This window comes from Ruegeria sp. C6, assembly GCF_056537625.1.
Genome location: NZ_JBQFRW010000006.1, coordinates 65,472 through 76,922 on the forward strand (window position 1 = coordinate 65,472; position 11,451 = coordinate 76,922).

The 11,451-nt window shown below is 58.4% G+C and carries 10 protein-coding genes; 4 read left to right on the plus strand and 6 right to left on the minus strand.

The annotated features are described in order from the left end of the window. The first annotated feature begins 60 nt into the window (after positions 1-60). A complete protein-coding gene (locus ACR0MJ_RS17300; RefSeq protein ID WP_255612153.1) occupies positions 61-987 on the plus strand; it encodes an NAD(P)-dependent oxidoreductase in 927 nt (308 codons plus the stop codon). A 105-nt stretch (positions 988-1,092) separates the two neighbouring features. Beyond that, the gene (locus tag ACR0MJ_RS17305; RefSeq protein ID WP_480761916.1) at positions 1,093-4,158 is read left to right on the plus strand and encodes an aminotransferase class III-fold pyridoxal phosphate-dependent enzyme; all 3,066 of its coding nucleotides are present in this window, start codon (positions 1,093-1,095) and stop codon (positions 4,156-4,158) included. Positions 4,159-4,204: 46 nt separating this feature from the next. Here the strand turns inward: ACR0MJ_RS17305 and ACR0MJ_RS17310 are convergent, their stop codons facing one another. After that, on the minus strand, positions 4,205-4,681 hold the full coding sequence (locus ACR0MJ_RS17310) for a hypothetical protein (RefSeq protein WP_170425639.1): 477 nt from the start codon (positions 4,679-4,681) through the stop codon (positions 4,205-4,207). Continuing rightward, on the minus strand, positions 4,678-4,845 hold the full coding sequence (gene hemP / locus ACR0MJ_RS17315) for a hemin uptake protein HemP (protein WP_170408197.1): 168 nt from the start codon (positions 4,843-4,845) through the stop codon (positions 4,678-4,680). Before hemP ends, ACR0MJ_RS17310 begins: the two co-directional genes overlap by 4 nt. Before the next feature lie 225 nt (positions 4,846-5,070). Between hemP and gph the strand changes: the two genes are divergently transcribed. Beyond that, positions 5,071-5,733 (plus strand): phosphoglycolate phosphatase, encoded by a 663-nt coding sequence (gph, locus tag ACR0MJ_RS17320; RefSeq protein WP_480761919.1) that lies wholly within the window; start codon positions 5,071-5,073, stop codon positions 5,731-5,733. 213 nt (positions 5,734-5,946) lie between these two features. Here gph and ACR0MJ_RS17325 read toward each other — a convergent pair whose 3' ends face one another. The 3 genes from ACR0MJ_RS17325 to ACR0MJ_RS17335 form a co-directional block, all read right to left on the minus strand. Next, positions 5,947-7,119 (minus strand): acetate/propionate family kinase, encoded by a 1,173-nt coding sequence (locus tag ACR0MJ_RS17325; RefSeq protein WP_170595142.1) that lies wholly within the window; start codon positions 7,117-7,119, stop codon positions 5,947-5,949. After that, positions 7,119-8,504, minus strand: coding sequence for a bifunctional enoyl-CoA hydratase/phosphate acetyltransferase (locus ACR0MJ_RS17330; RefSeq protein ID WP_480761920.1), 1,386 nt, complete (start codon positions 8,502-8,504; stop codon positions 7,119-7,121). The genes ACR0MJ_RS17325 and ACR0MJ_RS17330 overlap by 1 nt, the downstream gene beginning before the upstream one ends. A gap of 75 nt (positions 8,505-8,579) precedes the next feature. Further along, entirely contained in the window at positions 8,580-9,848 is a 1,269-nt protein-coding gene (locus ACR0MJ_RS17335) for a cytochrome-c peroxidase (RefSeq protein ID WP_480761922.1), read from the minus strand. 15 nt (positions 9,849-9,863) lie between these two features. Here ACR0MJ_RS17335 and ACR0MJ_RS17340 point away from each other — a divergent pair, with 15 nt between their 5' ends. Further along, the gene (locus ACR0MJ_RS17340; protein ID WP_170408184.1) at positions 9,864-10,334 is read left to right on the plus strand and encodes a tetratricopeptide repeat protein; all 471 of its coding nucleotides are present in this window, start codon (positions 9,864-9,866) and stop codon (positions 10,332-10,334) included. A gap of 30 nt (positions 10,335-10,364) precedes the next feature. Here the strand turns inward: ACR0MJ_RS17340 and ACR0MJ_RS17345 are convergent, their stop codons facing one another. Further along, on the minus strand, positions 10,365-11,426 hold the full coding sequence (locus tag ACR0MJ_RS17345; RefSeq protein WP_170408182.1) for a TRAP transporter substrate-binding protein: 1,062 nt from the start codon (positions 11,424-11,426) through the stop codon (positions 10,365-10,367). Positions 11,427-11,451: the final 25 nt, after the last annotated feature.

Genomic DNA, 11,451 nt, shown 5'->3' on the forward strand with positions numbered 1-11,451 from the left:
GCGGCAAATTGTGACGCAGGGTTGCCCTTTGGTCCAAGCTTTGCTTTGTCCTTTCTAAACATCACGACCTGCCGTCCGCTTGAGGCAGGAGCGGATAACAGAGAGGATCATCACATGGCAAAAGTTGCGTTCCTTGGCCTAGGCGTCATGGGCTACCCGATGGCCGGGCATCTTCAGGCTGCCGGCCACGAAGTCACCGTCTACAACCGCACCGCATCCAAGGCCGAGGCTTGGGTCGCCCAGCATGGCGGCGCGATGGCCCTGACACCGCGGCAAGCCGCAGAAGGGGCAGAGTTCGTGATGGCCTGCGTTGGCAATGACGACGATCTGCGTATGGTTTGCACAGGTGAAGATGGCGCCTTTCACGGAATGGCCAAGGGTGCGGTATTTGTTGATCACACCACCGTCTCGGCCAAGGTCACGCGTGAGTTGTACGAGGCTGGCATGACACAGGGGGTTGCTTTTGTGGACGCCCCGATCTCGGGCGGTCAGGCGGGAGCCGAAAATGGTGTGCTATCGATCATGTGCGGCGGTGACATGGACGCTTATCGTGCTGCTGAGCCGGTGATGCAGGTCTATTCCAAAATCTGCCGCCGCATTGGGGACAGCGGCGCGGGTCAAATGACCAAAATGTGCAACCAGATCGCGATTGCAGGGCTGGTGCAGGGCCTGAGCGAAGCATTACATTTTGCCGAAAAGGCTGGGCTGGATGGTCGGGCTGTGGTCGAGGTGATTAGCCAAGGCGCGGCAGGCAGCTGGCAGATGGCGAACCGGTATGAGACCATGCTGGATGACCATTTTGAGCATGGCTTTGCAGTCGACTGGATGCGCAAGGATCTGGGAATCTGTCTGGATACCGCCAATGAGACCGGGGCTTCACTGCCAGTGACGGCGCTGGTCGACCAGTTCTACAAAGACGTGCAGAAACTTGGCGGGGGCCGGTGGGATACGTCCTCGTTGTTCAAACGGTTGCGAGCACTGGACTGAGCAAAGGGGGGGGCTGTCTGCCCCATCGCGCCAGGGCGCGACTCCGCCCGAAGATATTTTTGGCCAGATGAAGAGGATCACCGTGGCAGTTGCAAGAGATAGCGCATGAGCGACATGAACACTTTCTGGGCTGGTCGCCTGCGTGAACACTGGGGTCTGGACGCCCGTCTGACGCGTCTGGATGGGGAGTACGACCTCAACTTTCTGGTCAAAGCCACCAACGGGCAGGATTATGTGCTCAAGGTGATGCGCGCGGGGTGCGATGCGGCATTGGTCGATCTGCAGGTCAAGGCGCTGGGACATCTCAGCGCAGCAGCGCCCGGATTGCCCTTTCCTGCCGTTTATCCCGATTTGAACGGGATGATGTTGCCTGAGATTGCCGACGCGCATGGGCAACCGCGACAGGTCTGGCTGCAGGAACGACTGCCGGGGGCATGCTATGCAAGCAGCGCGCCCAAGACCGAAGACCTAATACTAAAACTGGGCCGTGTTCTGGGCGCAACCGACCGGGCGCTGGAGGGGTTCACCCACGAGGGCTTGCATCGCGCGGATTTCAAATGGGATTTGACGCGGGCGAGTTGGATCGTCGACCAACTAGAGGCCATCTCTGATCCGGCAAGACGCGCGCGCGTTCAACAAATCGCTGAGGATTTTGAGGCGATCTCTGATCAACTGAGTGCATTGCCAAAGCAGCCGATTCACAATGATGCCAATGATTACAATATCCTTGTCGAAGGCAATCTGGGCGAACGACGCAGCATCTCGGGTCTGATCGATCTTGGCGACATGTGCACAGCGCCGCGCGTTTGCGATCTGGCTATTGCCGGGGCCTATGTCGTTCTGGACCACCCTAAACCCGAGCGCGCATTGGCTGCGCTGGTACGCGGGTATCACGCCGCCAATCGGTTACGCCCGGATGAGATCGACCTGATCTGGCCTTTGTTGCAAGCACGGTTGGCGGTGTCCGTGGTGAATTCGACGCTGATGGCGATTGAGAACCCGGATGATCCGTATGTCACGATCAGCCAGGCCCCGGCGTGGCGGTTGATCGAAAATGGGGCAATCAATGGTGCACTCATGCCCGCACGATTGCGCGCAGCGTGTGGCTTGCCGGTTGTGAACGGAGCCGAGCGCATCCATGCCTATCTGTCGAACCATCGTGGACATTTCGCGCAGATGTTCGGGCAGGATCTGAGCGACACGCCAATGGGCTCACTGTCGGTGGAGAACTCGACCTGGCCGCAAAACCCGTTCCACATGCCGCTGGACGAGGCGGCGCGGGTCGGCGAAGAATTTGGGGAAGGCCCCTGGCTTGGGTATTACAGCGAGCCTCGCCTGATCTATGCTGAGCCAGGGTTTCGCAAGGGACCGTGGAAAGCGTCGGATCGGCGCACTGTGCATTTGGCCGTGGATGTGTTTGCGCCCGCCGGAACAGTGCTGCATGCACCTCTCAGCGGTCGGGTCGAAGCGGTTGAAAACAGGGACGCGCATCTCGACTATGGCGGGGTTGTGATCCTGCACCACGAAACGCCCGAAGGGGATGCATTCTACACGCTTTATGGCCATCTGGACCCTGAGGTGAGTGAGCGTTTGAAACCGGGTGACCCGGTGGCTCAGGGTGCAGCTTTTGCCCGTCTGGGCGACGCCAGTCAGAATGGCGGATGGGCCCCGCATGTGCATTTCCAACTGGCGCTGACGACCGACGGTATGCAGGCCGACTGGCCGGGCGTAGCGGATCCTGATGAGCTCGAGCTTTGGCACGCGGTCTGCCCCAACCCCGCAGCACTGTTGAACTTGCCTGATGAAAAGGTTTTCTATCGACCAACCGACAAGCAGGCGATCCTGCAGGACAGGCGCGCACACTTCGGCGGCAATCTCAGCCTGACATACGACGACCCGGTCATGCTGGTGCGTGGCTGGAGGCATCACCTGTTCGATGAATGGGGGCGACCCTATCTGGATGCCTACAACAACGTTCCGCATGTAGGCCATGCGCATCCGCGTATTCAGGCGGTTGCAGCGGATCAGCTGAAGCGCATGAATTCGAACACACGCTATCTGCACCCGGCGCAAACCGCTTTTGCCGACAAGGTATTGTCGAAACTGCCGGATCACCTTGAGGTTTGTTTCTTCGTCAACTCAGGGACAGAGGCCAACGAATTGGCTCTGCGTCTGGCGCGCGCGCATACCGGGGCAAAAGGGATCGTGACGCCCGATCACGGCTATCACGGCAACACAAACGCTGCGGTGGCGATCTCGGCCTACAAATTCAACAAACCTGGCGGTATTGGGCAGGCAGATTGGGTGGAACTGGTTGAGGTCGCGGATGACTATCGCGGCTCGTTCCGGCGTGATGACCCCGAGCGTGCCCGGAAGTTTGCTGACCTGATTGATCCGGCGATTTCGGCATTGCAGGCAAAAGGGCAAGGCCTAGCCGGGTTCATCGCTGAAACATTCCCCTCGGTCGGGGGACAGATCATTCCACCAAAAGGCTATCTGTCTGCGGTCTATGAAAAAATCCGCGCCGCCGGAGGGGTCTGCATTGCCGATGAAGTCCAGACTGGCCTCGGGCGCCTGGGCGACTATTACTTCGGCTTTGAACATCAGGGCGCGCTGCCTGACATAGTGGTAATGGGGAAGCCCATCGGCAACGGCCACCCGCTGGGTGTGCTGGTCACTACCAAAGAGATCGCCGAAAGCTTCGACAACGGGATCGAGTTTTTCTCGACCTTCGGAGGATCGACCCTGTCCTGCCGGATCGGAAAAGAGGTGCTGGACATCGTCGACGATGAAGGGCTTCAAGAGAACGCCCGTGTGATGGGGGCTCACCTGCTGGATGGCCTCAAACAGATCGAAGCTGACTTTGGCTGTGTCGGCGATGTGCGCGGTATCGGCCTCTTCTTGGGTGTGGAACTGATTAACCCGGATGGCTCGGAAAGCGGTGAGATTTGCAGCTACGTCAAGAATCGGATGCGCGATCATCGCATTCTGATCGGTAGCGAGGGATCCAAGGACAATATCCTGAAAATCCGGCCACCGCTAACCATCGAAGCAGAGGACGTCGACATGATTCTTTGGGCGCTGCGGGAGGTTCTTGGCGAAGTGGGTGACTACAGCCCTGCCCCCATGTGCGATCACGATCATCATCATGCGGGCTGCGGCTGCTGCTAAGAAACACAAAACCCCAGCGAAATTGCTGGGGTTTTGTCGCCGTCGATCAGTGGAGCACTGAATGTGGGGGGTGGTGCCCGGTCGTCGGCATAGGGATCGAAACGGTCATCCGGCGTAACGCCAAGCCCAGTTCCTCGGACAACGAGGCCAGTGCCGGGGCGAAATCGGGCCGTACGATCAGCGAGGCCATCATCATTGCATCTTCACGCGCCCCTTCAGAGGCGGCACCGATCATCTGGGCAAAACAATTCTCATCAGCGCCCAGACATGCACATCCCAGCCCATGACGCACCAGCGGACGGCGACCGTGATGTGCACAAAGTGAACACAGCCGGTCCAGCGTCAGCATCGTGGCGCGTCCCTGATCTGCACCCAGCGCGATGTCAAAATCGCTTGCGGCATTTGCCCGGCCTTCGACCCCATCACCCCAAAGCCGCAGATACATGACGGCTCCGGCCTCAATGGGGTTCAGGTCAGCCAGACGGCCAACAGCCGCCCCGCCACGCGAAGAAGGTGCGCTCATTTTGTCAGGATCAGTTTGCCTGCGCGGGTGATACGCAGCGTATAAAGCTGATCGCCCAGCTCGATATGGGCCAAATTGCCGCCATTGGTGAGGTCTTCCGCCTTGTGGGCCGGAAGCATCGAAACAGCGTAGCTAAGGGTCGAGGAAGGGGTTTGCGCGTTCATTGGGGCATCTCCAGAGCATCTGTGGCACTTGGCCTTGTCTGTCTTCGTTTCGCTTGATCTGGCTGACCCTGTTTTGGGCTGGCTATCTGTTCGTGTGATTAATCTGATAAAAATAGTAAGGTTTGTCAAGCTGCTGTTTTTTCAATCGCTCCCACGGGTCTCTATTGCGCCGTCGCACAGCACGACCTAGGCATTGGACATCAACAAACAAAGGCGGATTCGCAGATGGCAGCAGTTGTCGTATTTGATCTGGATGGCACCCTGATAGACAGCCTTGCCGACCTTGCAGCTGCGGTAAACCGAATGCTGCACGATCAGGGGCACCCCGCCTTGCCTCAGGATACGATCCGGGGATTCGTCGGGAACGGATTACCCAAGCTGGTCGAGCGGGCGATGATGCATTGCGGGCTGGAGCCAACGCTTCACAAGGACCTGACACAGCTTACTCTGAAGCACTACAATGCAGGCGCCTGCGATCAGACCGTAGTTTATCCCGGCGTGATCCAGGCGCTGGATGAGCTTCGCGATATGGGCTGTGCGCTTGGGGTCTGCACCAACAAACCCGAAGCCCCTGCCCGGCATGTGCTGGGCGAACTTAGCCTGCTACCCTATTTCAACACGGTCTTTGGTGGAGACACGCTGGATATACGCAAACCCGATCCAGAGCACTTGCACGCCTGTTTCAAGACCCTTCAAGCCGCAGGCCCACAGATCTTCGTTGGCGACAGTGAGGTTGATGCCGAAACTGCGCAACGGGCTCAGGTTCCGTTTTTGCTGTTTGAACAGGGATATCGAAAGTCGCCGGTTTCGGACATGCCGCACACGCTCAGCTATGATAACAGTACCGCACTGCCTGCACTTGTTCGGAGAATCCTGAAGCAGGCATAGGCCCTAAAAAAGGTCGAGGGGCCGGCCAAGGGGGTAAGAAGCCAGCCCCTCATCGGGGGAAATTAGTGAAAGTGGATTGGGCGCACTGGCCCGGTAGTTAATGAAAAGTTAACGCACCTGCGCGGATCGCGAAATTGGGGGATTCCCGTAGTGCTGCGATTTTTTTCCCGATCCCCCAAATTATTTTGCGCGCAGAAGCCTAAAAACTGGGATTTATGCGGCTTTCTCAGCCGCGGCACGCGCGATCACCAGTTCCTCGTTCGTCGGAATGACCATCAGTTTCACACGTGACAGGTCGGTCGAGATGACGCGCAGATTGTCCGCGTTTGCATCGTGGTCCAGTTCAAGACCCAACCACCCCATGTCAGTGCAGATACGGTCGCGGATATAGGTCGAGTTCTCACCGATCCCGCCGGTAAACACGACTGCGTCCAGACCTCCCAACACGGCGGCCAAAGCGCCCAGCTCGCGGCGTATCCGGAACGTGTAGTAGTTGATGGCATTGCGTGCACCCGGCGTATTCGACGCCTCAAGCGTACGCATATCATTGGTCATCCCGGAAAGGCCAAGCAACCCGGATTTACGATACAGAAGGTCCGAGATCTCATCCGCATTCATGCCTTGCTGATCCATCAGATACAGCACAACGCCCGGATCCAGCTGGCCACAACGCGTTCCCATCGGCAAACCATCCATGGCCGAGAACCCCATGCTTGAACCGACCGAGCGACCTCCGATCATGGCGCACATCGAGGCACCGTTGCCAAGATGCGCCACAACCACCCGTCCGCCATGTATCAGCGGCGCAGTCTTGGCCAGATGGTCCGAGATGTAATCATAGCTCAGACCGTGGAAGCCATAGCGGCGAACGCCCATATCGTAATACTCGGTCGGCAATGCGAAGGTGTCATTGACCCAAGGGTGGTGGCGGTGAAAAGCGGTATCGAAACAGGCAACCTGCTTGGCATTGGGGAACCTGTCCATCGCAGTACGTGCGCCCTGCAGATTGTAAGGTTGGTGCAAGGGCGCAAAAGGCTCGAGTTTTTCCAGCATCTGCAAGCTTTCGGGGGTCAGCAGAATGGGCCTGTCATTATCCGGGCCGCCATGCACGATGCGGTGTCCAACCGCGGTCACGCCCGCCGACGGAAACTGCCGTTCCAGCAAATCCAGAATATAGTCCAGGGCGCTGGCCTGATCACGCAGCGCCTCGGATGTGGTATCGGCCAGCACACGGCCATCCGTGGTCTCTGCTTTGATGCGCGCCGCGCGGCTGCCGATGCGTTCCACCTCTCCCGAACAGACAAGGATCGGATCTGCTTCGCCCGCGGAGAACAACCCAAACTTCAGCGAGGACGAGCCTGAATTCAGTGTGATGATATGGTCCATCAGATCTTACCCGACATCCGCGCCGCATGCAGGGCCGCGACGGCACAGGAAACCAGCCGCGCCTTTTCGCCATCTGCGCGACTGGTCAGAATAATCGGTACGCGCGCGCCCAGCACCACCCCGGCAGCCTCGGCGTGCGCGATATACGTCAGTTGCTTGGCTAGCATGTTGCCTGCGTCCAGATTGGGTACGACAAGAATGTCTGCCCGTCCGGCCACCTCGGACACGATCCCTTTGGTGCGCGCCGCGGCCAGGCTGACCGCGTTGTCCATGGCAAGCGGCCCATCGACCAAGCCACCCCTGATCTGTCCCCGCTCGGCCATCTTCGACAGCAATGCGGCATCAATCGACGACCGGATTGCTGGATTCACCGTCTCGACCGCCGACAGAACACCCACTTTCGGAGCGCCAATTCCGATTGAGATTGCCAGATCGATCGCGTTCTGCGTGATGTCGATCTTGGTTTCCAGATCCGGCTCGATATTGATGGCCGCATCGGTCACCAGCAAGGGATGCGGCTGGCCGGGTATATCCATGACGAAGACATGCGTAAATCGGCGCCCTGCGCGAAGTCCACGATCCCGCCGCAACGCCGCCCGTAGCAGTTCGTCCGTATGAAGATGCCCCTTCATCAATGCTTCAGCATGTCCTTCGACAACCAGATCAACCGCTTTGTTGGCGGCGTCCAGATGGTCCTTAACAGGAACGATCTCAACGTCACCCAAGGGCAACTCAATCTCACGCGCTGCTGCAGCAATCTTGTCGGGGTCACCTATCAGGACCGGCTTGATGATGGTTTCAAGCGCCGCCGATAAGGCCCCCCCCAGCGAGTTGGGCTCTTCTGGGGCGACAACTGCCGTGGGGATCGGAGGCAGCGGGCGCGAGCGATCGAGCAGTGCATCAAAATGCCGGTGCCGCTCGACGACCAGACCAGGCACTTCAATCTCATTGAATGACAGTTCTTTCTCCGGAGCGATCACGACCGCGATGCCGGACACGATCAGCGCCTCATCACTAGGGCGCATCACCTGAGTTTCCAGAACTACCTCGCGGTTATCGCGTTTTTCGATCACCGTAACTCTGGCCAGCAGTTCTTCGCCCGCATATGCCCGGGCGCTAAAATCCAAGCTTTGCGACTTATACAGCGTACCCGCGCCCGGCAGGATATTCCCCAAAACGGCCGAGATCAGAGCCCCAAGAAACATCTCGGGCGCGATCGCCTCGTTTACGTTATCACCGTCCCCATCTTCGTCGGCCAGGTTCAAAGGGTTATGGTTGCCGGAATTCGATGCGAAAACATAAAAATCATCCTCTGTGCAGAACCGGGTCAACTCGGCGGTGTCACCGATCTGAAGCTGATCAAAGGGCTTGTTGTGATACTGCATTGAAACTCTCGGCGGCTGTTTTGCACCGATCATTATGAGATTTCAGGTAAATTTCCAATGACGTTCGATGGGTTTCTAGGGCTCAAAGCCATCTGGCACACCGAACAGTGGCGCATCCAGTGTGGTCCCGGTCAATGCACCCATGAACGCCACCAGATCTGCGACCTGGGCATCGGTCAGTTCCAGCGGTTCGATGTCAATTTTCTGGCGATGACGCTCCATCTCGAACCGGTCCTGCCAGACGATGAAATCAACATTCTCAAGCCACGGCACGTTGGGCAGCCCGGCCAAATCAGGGGTCCAGGCAGCGAGGCTCTGAGATGGGTTCAAGTGGTGGCGAATAATGCCTTCCAGATCGGGAAAAGCACCGTTGTGACCATAGGGCGCCGTCTCTGTCACATTGCGCAGCATCGGTGTGCGGAAACGATAGGCGTCCTCAAGACGGTTGCTTTCACCCATATGACCCACGTCGCGGGCATAGGGGTCCCATTGGCGGGTCTTGCCCGGTCCAAATGGCGGCAAGCTCAGCGCGTGGAATTTTTGATCCGATAGCAACGGGCCGGAATGGCAGTTTGCGCAACCTGCCTCACCATAGAACAAGGTCATACCATCGTATTGCTCTGGCGTCAGAGCGGCATGGTCTCCGGCCAGATATTGATCAAACGGGCTGTTGGTGCTGCGCCACTCCAGTGCCATGAACGCGGCCAGCGCGTTGGTGATCTGAGTTATCGTGATGTCCTCGGTCGTGTCGATGTCATCGAACGCCTTGACCATGGCAGGCCCATAGCGCGGATCAGTGCGCACGCGTTTGGCGAGGATCGGCCAGCCCTTGTCGATGCGGTCATGCACCGCGCCGGTGACTTGATTTTCGGCCACATTCCCGGCCATTTCAAACTGCGAAGTCAGCGGGAAAAGCGCCTGCGCGGCCAGCAGCGAATTCAAGCCGTCCGGCAACCACTCCTGCGCGGGTGAGTTGAAACCGTTACCGTAGACGTCAGAGATACTCAGACGGCCATCATGGAAAACCGTGTGAAGTTCCTTTGCACCAAGGTTCCAAAGCCCCGGCGAATTGCGGGGAATTCGCTTGCGGATTTTGTCCGTTCCGATGCCCGGCGTCCGGTCTGGCCCCAAGCCCATCCCGCCTTCTCCGATGCCAAGCGACAAGCCGTCCGAGGTGCCGAAATCCGGGTGATGGCAATGGGCGCAGCTTATGTTCCGGTTTCCCGATAAAATGGGATCGTAAAACAGTTGATGACCGATAGCGGCCTGTTCCATATCAAAGGGGATGAAATCGTCATCCGTCAGCGGGCGCGGCAGATCCTGAGCAGCCGCGGCCCCTGCCAAGAGGAAAGCAACCCCATGCGCCAGTTTGTATTTGCCCTGTGCCTTCTCGCGACCCCAGCGCTGGCTGAACTGGAACAAGCACGCGATCTGATGGAGGCCGGAGAGTTTGAAGCCGCGCGCGAGGAATTGCTGCCCGCCGCGCGCTCCGGCAATGCCGAAGCCGAGGAATTGATCGGTGTGATGTACGGGTTGGGCCTTGGGGTCGAACAGGACTATGAACGCGCGTTTGAATGGTACTTGCGCGCCTCGATGAAAGGTCATCCCGGGGCGCAATCTGGTATCGGTTGGTACTACGAGTTGGGTCTGGGCATGCCCGCGCCTGATCTGGTTCGAGCGTACATGTGGTATACGCTCAGCGCCATCGGCGGCGATCCCGATGCGGCGATCAGCCTTGAAGAAGTGGTCAAAAAAATGTCGCCGGAGCAGATCGAGAAGGCGCATGTTCTGGTCAACGACTACAAAGGGTGGATGTACCCGTTTCGGTGAGGGCCGGACCCCAGGGCCCGGCCCAGCAATTCAGTTCAGATCCGCATCACGTGAGGCATTAACATCCGCCTCGGCTGCTGCCACAGCGTCAGTCAACGCTACAAAGATCTCATCACCACGTGCCACATTGGACTGGAACCAGTCATAGACCGGGGTTGCGGCTTCTTTGAACGCAGCTTTCTGGTCGGGTGTCAGGACATAAAGGTCACCACCGCCGGCTACAAAATCCTCATAAGCCTGGATCGACTTGCGCTTGGGTGAGGCAAAGGTCGCCTGCTGCAGCGCATAAAACCCGTCGACTACCACGCGGCGCATATCTTCTGGCATCTCCTGGAACTTGGCGTTGTTCATCCACCACAGCGCACCCATATAAGCGTGCCCGTCCAGCGTTACATATTGCAGGCCTGCATCCGGGAACTTCATGCCCATGATGTCCGTGATGCCGTTTTTCGAGCCCTCAACCACACCGGTCTGGAAGCTGGTGAACAGTTCTGGCCACGGGATCGGGGTCGGTGATGCACCCAGTGCTTTGACCAGCTCCTGCGGCAGGTCGGCAACCACGGTGCGGATTTTCAGACCCTCCATGTCAGCCGGCTCAGCAACACGGCGTTGTGTATTGGCGAAGTTGCGCCAGCCACCTGTATTGCCGATTGTCATCAGACGGATCGCACCGCCGGAATCCTCCAGCGCCATGTCGCGCATCTGCCGGGTGAAATCACCGGATAGGACATGTTCGGCAATGCGGTCATCGGCCATCAGGTAAGGCAGGTCCAGAACCTGCACGTAAGGGAAGATGCCCGAGGCCCCTCCAGAGGTTGAGATGTAGATGTCGATCGTACCGTCTGCCACACCCTGCAGACACTCGGCACCGTTCGAGCAGAGCTGCGTACCTATGAACAGCTCAACCTCAATGGCTCCGTTCGAGGCCGCCTCAACGTAGTTCTTGAAAACGACCAGACCGTCATAATCTTCGTCGTTTTCATTCGAGTTTGCTGTGGCGCGTAGCGTGTAGTCGGCGGCTGCCGCGGCAATCGCAGACGCGGCCACTAGCGACGTGGCCACCGCTGCGGTTTTGATAAATCTTCTGAGCATGCGTTTCCTCCCTGTGATACTCAGT

What these genes read in the sequence shown, in the direction of transcription:
- ACR0MJ_RS17305 (WP_480761916.1), top strand. Translation starts at nt 1,093, where the DNA reads ATGAGCGACATGAACACTTTCTGGGCTGGTCGCCTGCGTGAACACTGG.
- ACR0MJ_RS17310 (WP_170425639.1), bottom strand. Translation starts at nt 4,681, where the DNA reads ATGAGCGCACCTTCTTCGCGTGGCGGGGCGGCTGTTGGCCGTCTGGCT.
- hemP (WP_170408197.1), bottom strand. Translation starts at nt 4,845, where the DNA reads ATGAACGCGCAAACCCCTTCCTCGACCCTTAGCTACGCTGTTTCGATG.
- gph (WP_480761919.1), top strand. Translation starts at nt 5,071, where the DNA reads ATGGCAGCAGTTGTCGTATTTGATCTGGATGGCACCCTGATAGACAGC.
- ACR0MJ_RS17325 (WP_170595142.1), bottom strand. Translation starts at nt 7,119, where the DNA reads ATGGACCATATCATCACACTGAATTCAGGCTCGTCCTCGCTGAAGTTT.
- ACR0MJ_RS17330 (WP_480761920.1), bottom strand. Translation starts at nt 8,504, where the DNA reads ATGCAGTATCACAACAAGCCCTTTGATCAGCTTCAGATCGGTGACACC.
- ACR0MJ_RS17340 (WP_170408184.1), top strand. Translation starts at nt 9,864, where the DNA reads ATGCGCCAGTTTGTATTTGCCCTGTGCCTTCTCGCGACCCCAGCGCTG.
- ACR0MJ_RS17345 (WP_170408182.1), bottom strand. Translation starts at nt 11,426, where the DNA reads ATGCTCAGAAGATTTATCAAAACCGCAGCGGTGGCCACGTCGCTAGTG.